Origin of the sequence: Sphingobacterium bovistauri (assembly GCF_020295405.1) — a bacterium.
In the GTDB taxonomy this organism is placed as follows: Bacteria; Bacteroidota; Bacteroidia; order Sphingobacteriales; family Sphingobacteriaceae; genus Sphingobacterium; species Sphingobacterium bovistauri.
Genome location: NZ_JADEYP010000022.1, coordinates 17667 through 37999, shown reverse-complemented (window position 1 = coordinate 37999; position 20333 = coordinate 17667). Strand labels below are relative to the sequence as shown.

Annotated in this window: 11 protein-coding genes; 3 read left to right on the top strand and 8 right to left on the bottom strand. The window is 35.0% G+C overall.

All coding sequences use genetic code 11. The features are described 5' to 3' along the window. Positions 1 to 53: 53 nt before the first annotated feature. The 3 genes from IPZ78_RS11795 (at position 54) to carB (ending at position 7569) form a co-directional block, all read left to right on the top strand. Entirely contained in the window at positions 54 to 2219 is a 2166-nt protein-coding gene (locus IPZ78_RS11795; protein ID WP_225553950.1) for a S9 family peptidase, read from the top strand. Between the two features lie 296 nt (positions 2220 to 2515). Then, positions 2516 to 4387 (top strand): ATP-binding protein, encoded by a 1872-nt coding sequence (locus IPZ78_RS11790; protein WP_225553949.1) that lies wholly within the window; start codon positions 2516 to 2518, stop codon positions 4385 to 4387. Positions 4388 to 4749: 362 nt separating this feature from the next. After that, complete coding sequence (gene carB / locus IPZ78_RS11785) at positions 4750 to 7569, top strand: carbamoyl-phosphate synthase large subunit (RefSeq protein ID WP_225553947.1); 2820 nt, start codon at positions 4750 to 4752, stop codon at positions 7567 to 7569. Between the two features lie 114 nt (positions 7570 to 7683). Here carB and IPZ78_RS11780 read toward each other — a convergent pair whose 3' ends face one another. The 8 genes from IPZ78_RS11780 to IPZ78_RS11745 all read right to left on the bottom strand — a co-directional run bounded on the left by IPZ78_RS11780 (position 7684) and on the right by IPZ78_RS11745 (position 20322). Continuing rightward, on the bottom strand, positions 7684 to 8478 hold the full coding sequence (locus IPZ78_RS11780; protein ID WP_225553945.1) for a hypothetical protein: 795 nt from the start codon (positions 8476 to 8478) through the stop codon (positions 7684 to 7686). Between the two features lie 452 nt (positions 8479 to 8930). Beyond that, on the bottom strand, positions 8931 to 9983 hold the full coding sequence (locus IPZ78_RS11775; RefSeq protein WP_225553943.1) for a formylglycine-generating enzyme family protein: 1053 nt from the start codon (positions 9981 to 9983) through the stop codon (positions 8931 to 8933). Positions 9984 to 10067: 84 nt separating this feature from the next. Next, positions 10068 to 11489: a Gfo/Idh/MocA family protein gene (locus IPZ78_RS11770; RefSeq protein WP_225553941.1), complete on the bottom strand. Its 1422-nt coding sequence runs from the start codon at positions 11487 to 11489 to the stop codon at positions 10068 to 10070. A gap of 246 nt (positions 11490 to 11735) precedes the next feature. Next, positions 11736 to 13046 carry a TolC family protein gene (locus IPZ78_RS11765; protein WP_225553940.1) on the bottom strand — a complete coding sequence of 437 codons (1311 nt, stop codon included), beginning with the start codon at positions 13044 to 13046 and terminating at the stop codon, positions 11736 to 11738. 1 nt (position 13047) lies between these two features. Further along, entirely contained in the window at positions 13048 to 16125 is a 3078-nt protein-coding gene (locus IPZ78_RS11760; protein WP_225553938.1) for an efflux RND transporter permease subunit, read from the bottom strand. 10 nt (positions 16126 to 16135) lie between these two features. Next, complete coding sequence (locus IPZ78_RS11755; RefSeq protein ID WP_225553936.1) at positions 16136 to 17203, bottom strand: efflux RND transporter periplasmic adaptor subunit; 1068 nt, start codon at positions 17201 to 17203, stop codon at positions 16136 to 16138. Positions 17204 to 17353: 150 nt separating this feature from the next. Further along, positions 17354 to 18586, bottom strand: coding sequence for a hypothetical protein (locus IPZ78_RS11750; RefSeq protein WP_225553935.1), 1233 nt, complete (start codon positions 18584 to 18586; stop codon positions 17354 to 17356). Between the two features lie 5 nt (positions 18587 to 18591). Further along, on the bottom strand, positions 18592 to 20322 hold the full coding sequence (locus tag IPZ78_RS11745) for a LamG-like jellyroll fold domain-containing protein (protein ID WP_225553933.1): 1731 nt from the start codon (positions 20320 to 20322) through the stop codon (positions 18592 to 18594). Positions 20323 to 20333: the final 11 nt, after the last annotated feature.

Sequence of the window (20333 nt, the reverse complement as noted above, 5' to 3'; positions counted from 1 at the left end):
TTGTCCAATTTGACTAGAAATCCATAATTTCGCTTTGAAACTATTTCAATAACATGAAAAAACTACTTTTATTTTTTCTACTGAGCAGCTCTACAGCATATGCACAGCGAAATTTCATCATTGATGAAACTGTTTTTGGGCCAAGTAAATTTGCACCGAAAACTATTTTTGGAATGCAATGGACAAAAAATACGGATCAATTCACACATTTAGATGCCACTTACCAAAATCTAGTATCAAGAAATGCAAAAGATAAGTGGTCAGAAAATGTTATTGCTAACACAAAAGATTTGAAGTCCGCTTTAGAGAAAGTCATTATTGATGATAAATATTCATTAAAATCTTTCCCATACAATTACGAATGGTTGGACGAAGACAATATTAAATTTCAAATAGCAGGAGAAAAAAACAGATTTGATATTAGCTACAATATCAAAGCAAAATCTGCTAAAATATTAAAGACTCTTCCTTCAGGATTAGAAAATACCGAAGAAAGCACTCACACCGCATACCTTATCGGCAACAATATTGAAATTCTTACCACAGCAGGTGAGAAAATTCAAGTAACAAAAGATACTGTTGATGGCATAGTAAACGGAAGCAGTAACACACATCGTCAAGAATTTGGTATCCACAAAGGAATGTGGTGGTCCCCAAATGGAAAAAACTTATTGTATTACCGCAAGGATGAAACCATGGTAACAAAATATCCTTTACCACAATGGGATACTCGTATTGCTACTATCAAAAATACAAGATACCCAATGGCAGGAATGAAATCCGAAGAGGTCACTCTAATTGTGTTCAATACAGAAACAAAATCATACACCACATTAAAAACTGCTGAACCGAAAGAACAATACCTTACGTCTGTAACTTGGGATCCTAGTAATGAGTTTGTATATGCTGGTGTGTTGAACCGTGGACAAGATCATTTGAAATTGAATCAATACAATGCTCATACAGGTGATTTTGTTAAAACACTTTTTGAAGAAAAATCTAAAACTTGGGTAGAGCCACAACATGAATTAACTTTCTTACCCAATAACACTACCCAATTTTTATATCAAACCGATAAAGAAGGATACAACCAACTTTACTTATACAACACTAATGGGAAATTAATCAAGCATTTAGGCTATAATGACATCATAGTTGAAGATTTCAAAGGATTCAATTCAAATGGCACAAAAGCTTATTACGTAGGTGTTACAAATAAAGGTTTGGAAAGACATCTGTATGCAGTAGAACTAAAATCAGGAAAAACAACCCAACTGACCAAAACAAATGGCGTTCACAACGCAACGATTAGTCCGAATGGCAACTATACACTAGACCAGTTTAGTAATTTGACAACTCCGTATAAAGTTCAAATAATTAATAATAAAGACGGACAGACTAAATCAATTTTTGAAGCTAGCAATCCATTTGAAGGACAAATCAACATGCCAAAGATTGAATTCAAAGAATTTATATCTCCTGATAGTAAAACTCCTCTTAATGCACGAATCACCTACCCTATCAACTTTGATTCTTCTAAGAAATATCCTGTAATGGTGTACCTGTACGGAGGATCACATGCGCAGATGATTACAGATAGATGGCTTGGTGGTGTAGGTTATTTTGACTTGTATATGGCTCAAAATGGCTACATCGTATTCACCTTAGATAACCGCGGCTCTGATGCACGTGGACGTGATTTCACCAGAGTTACACATAGACAATTAGGAGAAGCTGAGATAGCAGATCAACTAGTAGGATTTGACTATCTAAAATCGCTTCCTTATGTAGACAAAGAGAATATGGGAATTTTCGGATGGAGCTACGGCGGATTCATGACTACTTCGTTGATGACTAAACACAATAGCACATTCAAAGCTGGTGTAGCAGGTGGACCTGTAATGGATTGGAAATATTACGAAGTAATGTATGGCGAGCGATACATGGATACCCCTCAAGAAAATCCAGAGGGCTATAAAAAGACTTCATTACTAGATAAAGCTGATCGATTGAAAGGAAATCTATTGATTATTCATGGCGCACAAGATCCTGTTGTAGTTCAACAACACAGCATGGACTTCGTCGAACAATGTATTAAAAATGGCATACAAGTGGATTATTTCTTATACCCTACTCACGAACACAATGTGCGCGGAAAAGATAGAATACATATGTATGATAAAATAGCTAAATATTTTGACATTCATTTAAAGAAATAAAAACACATAAGCCTTACAAATTTTGTAAGGCTTATGTGTTTAAAAATAAATGCAATATAATCAGCAATTAAAAATCCTGCCTACAGTATTAAAAATTTCAAACACATTTTTTATAAAAACATATTACCGTTTATATCTATTTTATATCGAAAAATGTTCTCATTTTTTAATGCAAACTAAGTGAAATAGAATGTTGCATTTAAAATTAATTTAAAGACCCAAAAAAAAATGGCATATTTAATTATAAATTATCCACAAATGATTGTATTTGTCTACAAATACCTAATAAAATAATAATGAACATAACACTCATCAGATTTATTGTTGTATTTATTTTTATCATCTTCTCTAATTTCACAAAGGGACAATCTTTGAAGATAAGTGAAGAGCGTAAAAAGCTATCAAGTATCAGAGATAAATATCAATTGATAGATCAGATGAACAAAGTTGGTATACTCTACCAGTTTAAAAACATTGATAGCTGTTTATACTATGGCTTGGAAGCTAAAAAACTTTCAATCACTTTAAAATACACCAAAGGCGAGTTGGATGCCGAAAATTTGATAGCCCTTTCTCTTAGTGCACGAGGCTTACATAAAGAGGCTTTACAGCATTATACAACAATTTTGAATGGCTATCGTAAAATTGGTGACAAAGAAAACGTTGTCCAAATACTTAATAATATGGCATTGTCATATATGGATTTAAATGACAACAATAATGCTGAAAAATTTATTCAACGCGCTATTTCTTTAGGGGATGAACTTGAAAGAGATAGCATTATGTCTATAGTCTATATAAATTACGCCTCGATGTTGCAAGGACTAAATAAGGACAGTGCAGCCTATTATTTAAACAAAACAGAAGAAATAGCAAATAAATATGACAGTAGAGGTATAATACTGTTAAAAAAACAACTGGAAGCATACGACTTAATTCAAAAAAATGATGTCAATGCATTAAAACTTTTAGAAGAAACTATTTCCGAATCTAAAGAATTGGACTATGACCTAATTACAGTCAATTCTATAGTTTTATCAGGTAAATTTCACCACAATAATCCAAAATTAGCGTTGAAATACTACAAGCAAGCATACGATACAGCTATCTCAACAGGTGGCAAAAGTAATTTGGTTGTATATCTTAATATGATATTGGAAACAGCAGAAAAACTTCAGGATAGAGAAGAAATTTTAAATACTCAAAAACTACTTTCTTCTACCTTGATGCAGCAGAATGAAAACTTAAAAAACTTCATTGGGGATTATGTCCAATACAATTCTCTAGAAACTGACAATATGCGCTTAGAATTAAGTAACAATGAGCAAAAAGTAAAAATTTGGGGCTTAATAGCCTTCATACTGATTGGTATCTTATTTGGATTATATATATATCGTCAGTATAAAGAAACATCACGCTTGAACAAGAAAATTGCCGAGCAATATATTGGTTTACAAAACACTCTCTCATCACTGGAAGAAAGTCAAGAAGAAAATAAACGATTGATGAAAATCGTAGCACATGATTTACGAAATCCACTGGGTGCTATCAAGATGGCAGCAACAATAATTGGGGAGCAAAATTTTGAAAATCCAGAACACAAAACTATGTTAGATTTGATTTCGCAATCCTCGGATCAATCACTCGAATTAGTAAATAATTTACTTTCATCAAACACTAAAATTGATGATTTAAAAAAAGAAAATTTAGACTTACAGGTAATACTTAAATATTGCGTTGATTTATTACAACACAAGGCTGTAATTAAAAAGCAAAAAATAGTCCTTAAAAGTTTTTCAGTAACGCTGCATGCAAACCGTGAAAAGCTTTGGCGCGTAATTAGCAACTTAATCGCTAACGCTATAAAATTTAGCCCCATAGGCGCAACTATTGAAGTGGTAACCCAAAAAACCGAAAATCACATTACTATCGCTGTAAATGATAACGGAATTGGTATTCCTGAAGAAATGCAAAGTAAAATATTTCAGTTATATACCGAAGCTCAACAATTTGGGACCGAAGGTGAACAACCATATGGTCTAGGATTAGCCATTTCAAAGCAAATCGTGGAATCACATGGAGGAAAGATATGGTTTGAGAGCAAACGAGGAATTGGAACTACTTTCTGGATAGAGTTTCCATTTAACAATTTTACGTATAGCTCATAGTATGATTACTTAAAAATCTCGTGTCCCAAAACTGTATATTGTTTAGTTTGAATCCACTTAAATGAACATTTGTTCAATATTTGAAAGCTGTAATAGTAATTAAAACAATAGCTATTAGAAGATTTCTAAAAAAGCTCGGCAATTATAAAATATAGATTCATTAGACATTCAATTCTCGAAGGTTTCATTTCATTAGAGGCATTTTTAATAATAAATAATCCTAATATTTTAAGGATTTTAAAAATAAAATATATAACTTTGCACTCCGACAAAGCAGTCGGAATTCTCTTCATTATTAAGGCATTTCTTCCGCTTTGTAAACAACACAAATAGTATATTTAAACTTTTTGATTTAATAAATAATGCCTAGAAACACCTCCATTAACTCCGTTTTAATCATAGGTTCTGGTCCTATTGTTATCGGACAAGCGTGTGAATTTGATTACTCAGGATCTCAAGCTGCTTTATCTTTAAAAGAAGAAGGCATCAAAGTTTCGATAATCAACTCTAACCCTGCAACTATTATGACTGACCCAGTTGTTGCAGATCATGTTTATTTATTACCACTTACTTGTGAAAGTATAGAGCAAATCCTTCAGGAGCAACAAATCGATGCTGTACTACCTACTATGGGTGGACAGACTGCATTGAACTTGTGTATCGAAGCTTCAGAGCGTGGATTGTGGGAAAAATACAATATTCAGGTTATTGGTGTTGATGTAGCTGCAATCGAAAAAACGGAAAATCGTGAGGAATTCCGTCAATTAATGATTGATATTGGTGTAGGTGTTGCTCCATCAAAAATTGCTAACTCATTCTTAGAAGGTAAAGAAGCTGCACAAGAAATTGGATTTCCTTTAGTAATTCGTCCATCGTACACGTTAGCGGGTACAGGTGGTGGTTTCGTACACAAGAAAGAAGATTTTGATGCTGCCTTAAATAGAGGTCTTCACGCTTCTCCTACACACGAAGTATTAGTTGAGCAAGCTGTATTAGGTTGGAAAGAATTCGAATTGGAATTATTACGTGACAAGAATGATAATGTAATTATCATTTGTACAATCGAAAACTTCGACCCAATGGGTATCCATACAGGAGACTCTATCACCGTAGCTCCAGGAATGACATTATCGGACAAGTGTTACCAAGATATGCGTAACCAAGCGATCAAGATGATGCGTTCGATTGGTAACTTCGCGGGTGGTTGTAACGTACAATTCTCGGTAAATCCAGAAAACGAAGATATCATCGCAATTGAGATCAATCCGCGTGTATCCCGTTCTTCAGCGTTAGCATCAAAAGCAACTGGTTACCCTATTGCTAAGATCGCAGCTAAATTAGCTATCGGTTACAACTTGGATGAGTTGCAAAATCAAATTACAAAAACAACTTCTGCATACTTCGAGCCTACATTAGACTACGTAATTGTAAAAGTTCCTCGTTTTAACTTTGATAAATTCAAAGGTGCAAACAAAGAATTAGGTCTTCAGATGAAAGCTGTAGGTGAAGTAATGGCAATCGGCCGTACATTCATTGAAGCATTACAGAAAGCTGCACAATCATTAGAAACTGGCCGTGCTGGTTTAGGTGCTGATGGTCGTCAATCACGCAATCTTGAAGAGATCATGTACAGCTTGGAGCACCCAAGTGCTGATCGTCTTTTCCATATCAAAGATGCCTTCGAATTAGGCGTTCCTTTGGAATCTATCCGTAAAGCAACGCATATTGACAAATGGTATTTAATCCAAATTCAAGAATTAGTTCAGTTAGAAACTGAATTAAAAAGATATCAATTATCGAATATTCCACGCGATTTCTTTATGACTTTGAAACAAAAAGGTTATTCAGATTTACAAATCTCTTGGTTGTTAGGTAATGTAACAGAAGATCAAGTTTACGATCGTCGTAAAGAGTTAGGCATCAACCGTGTGTACAAAATGGTAGATACGTGTGCGGCAGAATTCCCAGCGCAAACACCGTACTACTACTCGACTTTCGAAGAAGAAAACGAATCAATCTCTTCTGATAAGAAAAAAATCATCGTATTAGGTTCAGGTCCTAACCGTATAGGTCAAGGTATCGAATTTGATTACTCTTGTGTGCACGGCTTGTTAGCTGCTAAAGAATGTGGTTATGAAGCAATCATGGTGAACTGTAACCCTGAAACAGTGTCTACAGACTTCAACATGGCGGACAAGTTGTACTTCGAGCCTGTATTCTGGGAGCATGTACGTGAGATTATTGAGTTGGAGAAACCAGTAGGTGTAATTGTACAATTAGGCGGTCAAACAGCACTTAAAATGGCTGACAGATTAGAATCTTTGGGTGTGAAGATCATAGGAACTTCATTCGGTAATATGGATTTGGCTGAAGATCGTGGTAGTTTCTCTGATTTGTTGAAAGAATTAGATATTCCTTATCCTAAATATGGTGTAGCTACATCTGCTGAAGAAGCAATCGTGGTTGCTAATAAAGTTGGTTACCCCGTATTAGTACGTCCTTCGTACGTATTAGGTGGTCAAGGAATGAGTATAGTTATCAACGATGAAGACTTAGAAAAAGCAGTTGTTAATCTTTTGAAAAACCTTCCAGGCAATCAAATTTTAATTGACCATTTCTTAGACAGAGCAGAAGAAGCTGAATCGGATTCGATTTGTGACGGTGAAGATGTACATATCATCGGTATGATGGAACATATCGAGCCTGCAGGTATTCACTCTGGTGATTCATACGCTGTACTACCTCCATTCAGTTTATCACAAAATGTGCAAGCTAAAATGGAAGAATATTCTATCAAATTAGCAAAAGCATTGGATGTAAAAGGATTGTTGAACATTCAGTTTGCAGTAAAAGGTGAAGATGTCTATGTAATCGAGGCTAACCCTCGTGCATCTCGTACTGTTCCTTTCATCGCGAAAGCATACGATGTACCTTACATCAATATCGCTACTAAAGTAATGTTGGGTGAGAACAAATTGAAAGATTTCACTATCGTGCGCAAACTAACAGGATGGGCAATCAAAGAACCGGTATTTTCGTTCTCTAAATTCCCTGAAGTAGACAAACAATTAGGTCCTGAAATGAAATCTACAGGTGAAGCTATTCGCTTTATCAAAGATCTGCAAGACCCTTACTTTAGAGAATTAGTATCTAAAAAATCTATGTTCTTGAACGCGCAATAAGCAAACAAGAAATATAATAAAGGAACTCCCTCGCAAGTAATTGTGAGGGAGTTTTTTGTTTTATATCGCTTTTTATAGAAAAGAGAGAGAGACGACTAATTGAAATATAAAACATTATTGATTCATTAACTCAATAATTATCGATGATTTATATAAATACGAAATTCCTGAATGTGCATTATTATTAGTCAATAAAGATCCTGCATTAATTCCCACTAATAACAATGGTCTGTAATCGGGCCACGTTATTAATTTATCACTAGGAAAGCCTCTCTGTAAAGCAAAAACGGGACTGCCTGAAGAACCTTCAAAAGAAAATGCTTCATAAGCCAAACAATCACCTATTACTATATTTCCATAAGAATAATTATATCTTGGATCACTGGAAACCATCCCTGGTCTCAAAATTGGACGATTTTCTATCTTATCATACCAGGATGGAAATCCTGGAAATACAAGAGAATCACTTATTTTAAGTCCTGTTTTTATCTGTTCCTCAGTGGCAATTTCATTGAATGGCAAAATGTAATCAACATTTGCAGTATATTCTTCATCATTATAAGCCCTAAGTTCCTTAAGAACCTCTACATCATTCTCATATTTTGGAGAAGTTAGAATTTTAAAACTATAAAACATTACTTTACAATCAATATCAGGCATATTTTCAATATTCCTTTTTTTTCCAAATGCTTCAATTGTTATTAATTTAAATTCTTTATAGTCCGAATTAGGTTTTTTATAATCTACATCGATAAGATGCCGATTAGTTACTAAACAAACTTCATCCATAGAATTTTTGACAAAGAAGCATGTACCACTACCATTTAGAGTTTTTCCAAGATCATCTTTAAATGTTGTCTTAATTCTCCAAGCACAGTAAAGTCGATCTTCAGGTATCCTTGAAAACATAAATAAATTTATTGATTAGTTTTACATTATAGATAAATGATAAAAAATCATTTAACTTCATTTTACACTTCTTTATACATGTGTAATAGATGTAAATTTAAAAAAAACATAAAACTTAACAAGACTAAATTTCCGGTCACAACAAATGAAATGCACAATTACTCTAAAATAAAAATTTTATAAAATTTTTATTTTAGAGTAAGCCGTTAAAAAATTGACAATGTTTTAAACATACATTGTTAGTTTGGCTAATGATATTTTCCTTTACTCCTACTTTGTAGCGTTCGCAGTAGCTGTCTATATAATTTCTGATAGTATCAAATGATACTATCACTATATAAAACATTCTTAAAAATATTATATCTACTTAGATTTCTCCTTACGTCGAAATGACGCGATTACAGCATTACACTTAAAACAAAACACTAAAAACAAACGTGTTAGAACTTATATTAAATACCCTTAACACATCTAAAACCCACATTATTGGTAGGGCTATTAATCTCACCTTTACCTCTACCGCCAGCTTTGTAGCGTTCGCAATAACTGTCTACACAAAGAAAAGAACCTCCACGCTGTACGCGTTTTACCAAGCCGGGTTCTTGTGGATCATGTGAATCTGATGGGCCTTTAGGATTAACTTTAGACGAATTATTATCATAACCTGCACGGTAAAAATCCGAGCACCATTCCCACACATTACCGACCATATCGTAAATTCCAAGTGCATTAGCGGGATACGATTTGACAGGTGCTGAACCACTAAAACCATCCAGTTTAAAATTCTTCTTTGGAAAATCACCTTGATATGTATTCGCCATCCATTTGCCGTCCTTCTTCAGTTCTTCCCCCCAATAAAATTCTTCATCCGAATGTGTATTTGCCTTTGCTGCTAGCTCCCACTCGGCTTCTGTAGGTAAGCGCTTACCAGCCCATTTGGCATAGGCTTCAGCATCTTCGTAAGCAATATGTACTACAGGATGATTTTCTCGCCCCTCAATAGTGCTGTTAGGACCTTCTGGATGATTCCACGATGCTCCCTTAACATATTCCCACCACGACAAAGGATTCGACAAATCGCCAGCTTCCAAATTTCCAACAAATACAGCAGAACCAGGTACTAACATAGAAGGATCAACACCCGGAAATTCCTTTGGATCTAATGGTCTTTCAGCTACTGTCAGATAGTTAGTTTCTTTAACAAATTGTGCAAACTGTGCATTTGTGACTTCGTGTTCATCAATATAAAAATCGTCAACTTCAACCACACTCCCTGGCTTCGCATCGTCAAAATAATCTGAACCTAAATTATACTTCCCGCCCTTTACCTTTATCATTTTCACCTTATCTTCAGTGATTTTAACAGCTGAAGTACCGCTATTATTTCGGTTAGGAGTCCCCTCCATAGCACATGTACTTCCATCCATTTGATTCGCTACCGATGAGGTTGAATTATTCTGACAAGATAAAAATAAGGCTAATGCAAGTAAAGAATAGGTCTTCATAAATTTATGATTGTATGTTGCTAAAATATAAAAAAGGCTTCAAGATAAGATATCTGAAGCCTTAAATATTAAAACATTTACCAGTTACACGTTTAATTGTTTGTCATTAGATTCCTTTTTAGGTCTAATCTTAGTGTTGCCACCTCCTTTTAAAGTTAATTCTAATGGCTTATTTGAAATCCAGAGCCCCTGTGTGAAATCGGGAAATTCTACTGTTTTACCCTTTTTAGTTGATTCTACACTCAATGGCACAATAGCACTCCATGCAGCAGCATCGTATACATCTTGATCCAATGCCAAACCATTACGCAGACAGTCAATCAATCTCCAGTCCATCATAAAGTCCATTCCACCATGACCACCAACTTTTTTAGCTTGCTCGCCAATGAATTTTACAATTTCAGGAGTATATTCATTACGTAGTTTTTCCATATCCTCTTGCGGTAAGAAGCTATGACCATTTTTATGAGACTTCAAACTGATACCCATTGTCGGATACTTTTCGCAGAAGCCTTTTGTACCACTCAGCATATGAATACGTGAATATGGACGAGGAGAAGTCACATCATGTTGAATCATGATAGTCTTACCCTTTTGTGTACGTATCAATGTAGTATTCATGTTACCACGGAATTCAGCACCCACGAATTGACCAAATGTGGTAGGATCTTCCTTCGCCAAGCGTTTTGCTTCTTCCCCCATATGGAAATCATTTGAAGCTACATTTACCAACGATGTCATGACATCTCCACGATTGACATTCATACATTGCGCTACAGGACCTATACCATGTGTTGGATACAAGTTACCATGAAAACGAATATTTTCTTTCAATCTCCAGAAATCATCATAATATGTTTTACTAAAATTTAAATCTAATAAATCATGAATATAAGCTCCTTCGGAATGGATGATATCCCCAAAAACACCTGCTCGAGCCATATTTAATGTCTGTAATTCGAAGAAATCATAACAGCAATTCTCCAACATCATACAATGTTTTTTAGTTTCTTCAGAAACACGAACTACTTTCCAACAATCTTCGACAGTCAAACCAATCGGAACTTCACAAGCAACATGTGCTCCTGCTTGCATTCCTTCTATACTCATTTCTGTATGAAAATCCCAAGGCGTACAGATGTATAATAAATCAATTTTAACCGATTTCAACATTTCTCTCCAACCATCTGCACCTGAAAAACCTACTGGTTTTTTCAATCCACGGTCCACGACAGTTTTTTGATGTTTAGAAACTCTATCAGCATGCTTATCACATAACGCTACAATTTCTGCTCCTTCTAAGTATGTAAATCGATCAACAGCACCAGTTCCTCTATTACCTAGACCAACAAATGCTACACGCACTTTATCAATCTTAGGTGCAGCGTAACCTGACATATTAAATCGAGGTGCAGCAGCTGCTTGTACATGCAATGCAGGCAATGAAATCGCAGTTGCGGAAAGTAAGGATGCCTTTTTAAGAAATTCTCTTCTATTGGTACTCATATAAAATTAGATTTATAAATCTTTTTTAAAAGGGGACCCCCAAAGCCCCCTTAAAATCACCTATATTAAAACAAACTAAACAGTTTCATAGTTAAGAAAACCTCATCTTATATACATAGGTTTTCATGGCTTATCTTAATACTTATCGTATTATCTTTAACAAGTATAATTGATAATTATCAGAAAATAAAATGATTCACAAACGCAAACGTTTGTGCTATTTTTAGACCATAATCGTCTGATACACTAAAGAAGATCAATTTTCCCTACTAATTCTAGGATTAAAGTTTCTGATAATTTAGCTTGTGTTTTCGCAGCATTAAATCTAGATACTGCATTTACGAAGTTCTCTTGGGCATCACGAAACTCTACAGCACTTAATGTCCCTATTTTGTATTTATCTAATGTGATATTTAAATTTTGACGAGCGATTTGCTCATTTTTTTCTTCAATCTTTACAAGCTCCAAATTAGTTTTATACAAATTATACGCTTGCGCTATTTCTGATTCAATCTGTAGATTACTTTGATCAATTAGTAAATCTGCATTTTCAATTCTCAACTTAGCGATGCGTTCATTCCTGCGTTGATTAAAACCATCAAAAATATTTAATGACGCTGTAATACCGTAGGTGAGTCCCCTAGATTTAGATTGCGCAACGAAGCCTAAGCTAGATTCGGATTCTGAAAAATTATATCCCCCATTAAGACGAACAGTTGGATAACGATTTGCTTTAATAGTCTTCTCTTCTAATTCAGCAATTCTTCTATTTATACTTATTAGAATTAAATTTGGATTGCTAGACTTAGCTTGCTCCAGCAAATTTCCTAGTACAAAAGATTCATTAATAGAAAAAACTCTAATAACTTCAAATGCTTGTTGCAAATCGCGAGCTAGTAAACTATTGAGTGTGATTTTCAAATTCTTTACTACGTTGTCTTGTTTAATGCGATTTGATTCATCTGTATTCAGATTCACTTGCACATTCAATACTTCCAAACGAGAAGCTTTGCCTATTGAAAAACGATTTTCCGCTGTTCGCAAACGCTCTTTAGATATTACTATACTGGAATCAATTGCAGAAAGCAGATTTTGCTGTTCCACAATCGTATAATACGTTGAAATCACATCAGCCACGCGTGTTACCACCGAACGCTGTAATTCTGCTTCGCCCAGCTTTTGAAGCTCCTTAAGTGTCTCATAGCGCGAAAACATCCCCAATCCATCAAAGACAGTCCAACCGACACTCACACCATAGTTTAGACTGTTGTTTTTTGCATTATCCAAAGAACGAACTTCCCCAGAGGCTTGCGTCTGGTTAGAATTGGAGATACTATTATTTTGTGTGAAATTTCCAGTCACTGTGGGTAACATTCCAGCATTGCCGACTGTCACATTTTCTTGTGCTACTTTTAGTGTATTTTGAAATAATTTAATATCGTAATTATTTTCTAGCGCAACCGCTATCGCCTCTTTAATAGTTAATAATTCTTGTGCTACACCACTATTTGTAGTCAACAAAAAAACTATAAATAACTTAATAACCCTTCTTCGCATACTAATCTTCTAAATTATCAAACTCCGGTCTATGTTTTCTTGGACGCGACATCATAAGGTAAAATGCCGGAATGACGAATAATGTCAGTATTAAAGAAAACATCGTTCCACCAACAATCACGACACCCATCCCCATTCTACTCGTAGAAGCTGCCCCCAAAGATAAAGCAATAGGAAGTGCTCCAAACGCAATAGCTAATGATGTCATTAAAATAGGTCTTAATCTTGATTCTGCGGCCTCCACCACAGCAGTATATTTATCAACACCTTGTTCTCTCAAATGATTGGCAAATTCAACAATTAAAATACCGTTTTTGGTTACTAGTCCAATTAACATAATCGTTCCAATTTGACTAAATATATTCCAAGTCTGACCAAATAACCAAAGTGAAAATAAAGCACCAGCCACTGCTAATGGTACCGTAATGATAATGATAATTGGGTCTGTAAAACTTTCAAATTGTGCTGCAAGGATTAAGAATATTAATAATACAGCTAAGCCAAAAGCAAACATCGTATTAGAACCACTCTCTACAAAATCCCTTGATTCACCACCTAAATCTGTAGTAAAAGTTTCATCCAACACTTTATCTTTGATACGCTCCATCGCTTCTATACCTTCACCCATACTGCGTCCTGGAGCCAATCCAGCAGAAACAGTAGCCGACATATAGCGGTTATTATGATACAATTGTGGTGGGCTACTTCGCTCTTCCAATTCTACAATATTACTTAGCTGAATAAGTTCGCTACGATTATTCTTCACATAGATTGCCGATAAATCATTCGGTGTTGCTCTATCCTTACGATCAAATTGTCCCATTACTTGGTATTGCTTACCATTCATCATAAAATAACCGAATCGTTGTCCTGACAAGGACATTTGCAGCGTTTGCGCTATATCTAGTACAGATACACCCAAAGCTTGTGCTTTCTCGCGGTCTATAGTGACATATATTTCTGGTTTATTGAATTTCAAATTTACATCCGTAATAGAAAAAGTAGGATCTTGTGCCAATTCTTCCATAAACAGTGGGATTTTCTCTTCCAGCTGTTGAAAATTTTGTGCTTGGATAATATATTGGATTGGCAAACCACCACGTCTATTTACCGAAATAGTTGGTTGCTGTGATACCGAAACTCGAGCTTCAGAAAAATTTCTAGTCAATCTAGACAAATCATTTGCTATTTCACCTTGTGAACGTGTTCTATCTTCAGGATTCACCAATCCTAACCTTACAATTCCGCTATTGACAGATGCTGATCCAAAGCCGGGAGAAGTAATTACCAAACTCACTTTTTTCTCAGGCACTGAATCATTAATTAACATGGTAAGATCTGTCATAAATTTATCCATGTAATCATACGAAACACCTTCTGGTGCTGTGACACGTAAATTTAGATAGCTTCTATCATCATAAGGAGCCGTTTCTTTGGGTAATAATTGGAAAAACAAATAAATCAATCCAAAACAGCCGATAAGTATCGCAAAACTTAACCATTTGAATCGCAAAAAGCTTTTAAGCGAATTTGCATATTCGGTATTCATTGCGACAAAATACTTCTCCGTACGTTCATAGAATTTACTTTTCTTCTGTTCTCCACCCTTCATCAAATAAGCATTTAACATGGGCGTCAATGTCAATGAAACAAAGGCCGATATTAGAACGGCGGCCCCGATGACGACCCCAAACTCTCTAAATAACCGACCGACGAAACCTTCCAAAAATATAACTGGTAAAAATACAGCGGCTAGCGTTACAGAAATTGAAATAACCGCAAAGAAAATCTCATTTGAACCTTTTATTGCCGCTTCAATAGGAGACATTCCTTCTTCTACTTTTTTGAAGATATTTTCTGTGACGACAATACCATCATCTACAACCAATCCTGTAGCAAGTACAATCGCCAGCAATGTCAATACATTAATCGAGAATCCACATAAATACATAATGAAAAATGTAGCGATCAAGGATACTGGAATATCAATCAACGGGCGGAATGCAATAGACCAATTACGGAAGAAAATATAAATGATAATTACAACAAGTATTACAGCGATTATTAACGTCTCAACTACTTCTAAAACAGATTTTTTCACGAATTGCGTATTATCAATAGCAATTTTCATTTCATACCCATCAGGTAAATCCGATTGCATTTTATCAAATTCCTTATAAAAGGTATTTGCGATTTCTAAGTAATTCGTACCAGGTTGTGGGATGATATTTAAACTTAGCATAGGAAAACCAGAATCTGACATTTTAGTTTCAAAATTCTCAGCTTCCAACGCCGCAGATCCGATATCACCTAATCGAACTACTTTAGTTTGATCAGCACGAATTATAATATTATTGAATTGTTCTTCTGTAGAAAGATTACCAATTGTTTTAACCGTTAGCTCCGTATTAGCACCCGTCAATTTCCCAGATGGCAATTCTACATTTTGGCTATTCAACGCATTACGCACATCCATTACGGTGATACCGTAAGATGCTAATTTGCTCGGTTCGATCCAAAGTCGCATCGCATATTTCCGTTGGCCCCAAATCTGTACAGAACTCACCCCCGGAATAGTTTGCAAGCGTTGCGCAATAACATTCTCTGCATAATCAGAAAGTTCTAATACATTCTGCGTACGACTTTGCAACGTCATTGAAATAATTGGTTCAGAGTCCGCATCAGCTTTAGAGACCACTGGTGCTGAATCTATATCTTGAGGAAGACTACGCATGGCTTGAGACACTTTGTCCCGTACATCGTTAGCTGCTGTCTCTAAATCCTTATTAAGGTTAAATTCTATGTTGATATTACTTGATCCTTGCGAGCTAGTAGAAGTAATGTTTCGGATACCATCAATAGAGTTGATAGCCTTTTCCAAAGGCTCAGTAATCTGAGACTCAATGATATCCGGATTAGCTCCTGCATAACTTGTACGAACAGATATTTGCGCTGGATCAATAGAAGGAAATTCACGTACACCTAAAAAAGTATAACCTATTATTCCAAATAATATCAACATCAGGTTCATAACTATTGTCAAAACCGGACGCTTTATACTAAGTGTTGATAAACTCATTATTTATAGATTAACGTAGAACAACTTTGACTGGAGAACCGTCTCTCAGTGACATTACCCCTGAAGTAAGAATAGTGTCTCCTTCAACAAGACCCTTTGTGATTAAGATATCAGCATCAGTTCTACCTCCCGTTTCAACAATAACTTCTTTTGCCTTACCATTTCGTAATACAAAAATCTTTTTACCATTTTGAATAGGGATTAATGCTTCCGCTGGCACTAACAAACCATTATCTACAGTTTCTAACGGAAAAGTAACATTAGCAAACACACCTGGTATTAATTTGCTACTGTTATTTTTACATAAAGCTTTTACTAATAATGTACGTGTATTGGCTTCAATAACAGGCTCTATAGCATAAACTGAAGCTGTGATTTTTTGTTCATCACCTTGAATAGAAAATTCCACTTGCATACCTTTATTAACCATATATGCATAACGCTCAGGAACAGAAAATAACAGTTTTAATTGTGTTGTGTTAGCGAGATTTGCAATTACAGTAGCTGGAGTAATATAACTTCCCTTGGAGATATTCCGAAGTCCTATCTTCCCAGAAAATGGTGCTTTCACTAGAGTTTTACTCAATTGAGCATTTATTAGTTGTATTTGAGATTCGGCAGTGCGATAATCGGCAGAAGCAATTTCATACTCCTCTTGACTAATTGCTTCTTTTTCTAGCAATAACTTAGCTCTTCTTGCATTTTCACCTGCCAATTGAGCACGTGTACGCGCCTGAGCCAATTGTGCTCGTAATTCTGCATCATTAATTTTTACTAAAACTTGTCCAGCAGAAATTTGACTGCCCTCTTGAAAATTCAAACTTTCGACTATACCTGAAACTTCAGAATGAAGCTCTACAACTTCGTTGGCCTCAATAGAACCACTTAAAGACAAATAATCAGCAAATGGTTGACCATGTATTACACGACCATATACTTGACTTCCCCCTCCCTTTTTCCCTCCTCCTGCAGATTTATTTGTTTCTTCCTTTTTAGTATTAGTAACAATACGATAAGTCACTAATCCTGCAACTAATAATAAACCGATTAATATAAATATGATGGATTTTTTACTCATAAGTTAGATTTTTATGCCCCACAAACAACCTACAAGATAACGGTAATTACGTTAAGAAGCTTGTAAAAATATAGATATAAAAAGTGTATAACATAAAAAGCCTTAGTACGATTGTACTAAGGCTTTATAATATATTAATAATGACTTCAATTAATATTCATTATATCCTTTGATATAAATTTCATTAAGATTAGCAAATCTATCTGTCGCATGAAATGTAGTAAGACATACTACTTTGATAGCCTTAAACAGTGTTTCATTATTAGGCAAAGAGATTATATTATCCTGGCGTGTATTTGATAGCACAAAATCGCCCAACTTGATCTCTGATCCATCAGTTTTGATACCGTATAGTTCAATATCTTTAACTCTATAATTATTCAAAGCACGATGCAATAAGGTAACCTCTTTAATTATAATTGGATTATATGGCCCAGCAGATGTTTTAAGTGATTCTTCATTAAATAATCCACTAGTGGAGGTCGCTCTAGTTTTTGTAAATGTAAATATAAGGGTAAATGGATATTTTTGTACAGCAGTGTGCGTTGAAGTTATTGTAGTACTCCACTGTGTATGCCATACTGATCCTGAATTAGCATCCAACATTGAGTGTGGGCCTTCAGATGCAGAGTTTGAATTCGAAGCATAAGGTGTCCAACCTGCACGAAGAGCTGCTGTATTAAAGTTTACAAGTACAGGATCTAGCACATTTAATTCAACTGTCTTATTTTCAGACTGTCCGCCATTTGCATCTATTACATAATAAGTGATAGTGTGCTTGCCTGCAGTAATATTCTTTAATTCCAACGTTTCACCAGCCGTTGGTGTTGGAAGATTTACCTCTGTATAATTAGTGGCTGCATCTATTTTATAATACAACTTAGCATTAGCGCGACTCAAGTTCAATAAAAATATACTAAATTTACGAATACCTGCCTCGAAATTTATATTATTTACTATACCTTTTGCTGGAAATGGTAATGCACTTACTAAATAAGAGAATTTTTTAGATTCTAAACCGTTTTTTCCTTTAGCCCATACCTCTATATTTGTGGGAGTACTGGTAGGCAATTTTGTAATAATATACTTATTATCAAAGTCTTTAACTTCTGTTGTAACTTTTTCACCCATAGTATTGTAGGAAAAATAAACCGCTTCAACAATTTCTCTATCCACACTACTAATATCAAACTTAACAGTCTCATCATCATCAGATATAACTTTAAAGTTGTTTTGTTTTACAGGCCCACGTTCGTTAACATCAACTTCATCTAATGGTATTTGAGTTGGGATAACTAAAGTATTCTCTTTACAACCTATAAATCCAAATAATAAAGTACAGACGATAAATACAGGAAGAATATTATTATATATTTTTTTCATAATGACTATTTCAAAAATTCCAATTCAAATTTTGATAAAAATGGAGTTCCTTCTAAACCCCAATTTTCATGAGGATTGATTCCTAACCAATAAAAAACATGTCTCGTTACATCCACATTCTGAATCAATATCGCATTTTCATCTACATATGGAAGATTGTTTCCTTTTACTTTATATTGGTAATTTCCTTGCAAAGGTATATTAGGCATTCCATTAACCTTATTTTTAAGAACAGCACCTCCATCATCCATGGGCCAATATCCAATCAGATTTGATTTTTTTGGATGTGCATCAGGGACTCCCATTCTTTTTGAATTTTCTCGTACCTCATCATCATTCAAAGCTATATTCCAAATATAAATATCAGCTAAGTGTAAATCCAAAAATTGGGCTGAAAATACATTCGCTTGGAATCCAAAAGTCAAAGGAGATGTAGATAAAACATTATTGATATTCAGTTTTTGAGAACCTTCTGCCACCTTATTTCCATCAACATATAATTTTGATGTTACAACACCATTATTACTTGAAAAAACACCTGTCATATGCGCCCACTTATCATCTACAGATATAGGACCTCCACCAATTTCAAGTTTAGTGGATCCATCAGCACAATAAAGAGATACATTGTTTCCATTTCTAAAGAAAGACCAACCTGCTGTAGATCCTGATCTAGCATTCACCTTACTCAAAAATGGTGGCCATGTATATGACCATGTTCCTGCAGCATTTTTATTAATTTTTACTTTCGCTTCAATAGTCAATTGCCCTGTTTTTGATATGTTATAATTTTCTTCACCTGCTACAGCAGCTGTATTTCTAGCTCTAACCCCTTCTTTAGGTCCACCTTCTGTCCCATCACCACCATAAAAATGCGGAGAAATGATTATTTCTGGAATAAGCTCCTGCCCTTTCAAATCCTTTTGATAGTATAATGAAAAAACATTACGTTCTGCAAATGAATCACCTCCATAACTAGAACCGACACCTCCATGACTTGATGTAATAATAATTAACCAATCTTCATAAGAATAATCTTCTCTAGATTTAATTGCTTGAACAATCTCTCCAATGAAACCATCCACACGTTCCACAGCTGCTGAATAACTGGTTTCACTCATACTGAAAGATGAACTCTTACCTGCTGCCAAAACATCTTTAAATTGAACAACTGTAAAGTCTGGAGCTGATTTAGAAAATAATGCTTTCACTTCATCTTTCACTTTACCATCACCTTGTACCAGAATGTTATCATCTGCATCCATTAATAAAACATTAGCCAATCCTTCATCCTGTACCACAATTGAAGTCCTTAATGTTGAATGTTGATCTTCAAGCCTATAAATTACACTTGGCACAAAATTGATATCGTCATGTGGCTTATCCGAATTTGGAGTCGGTAAATAATTATCATTATCTATCAAATGCTTTCCATAAGAATATCCTGTCGCCATAGTAGCCCAGCTAGCAGGATCAGAAGTTCTACTGTCTGTCAACGCATCAAAAGAATACTTGCCACTCTTCATCAACTCTGCTAAATTAGTTGGAATTTTCTTCTTCAATTCTTGTCCAACCAATCCATCTATGGATATAAATAGTACTTTCCGCTTAACCGTCTTCTCTACTTCTTGCTCATATTCCTCAAAATTTGGATCTGGATTATAATATTTTGTACATCCAGTAACTGCCATTACTGCTAACAGCAAGGAGAATATGTTTAAAAATCTTCTTTTCATAATTAATAGTT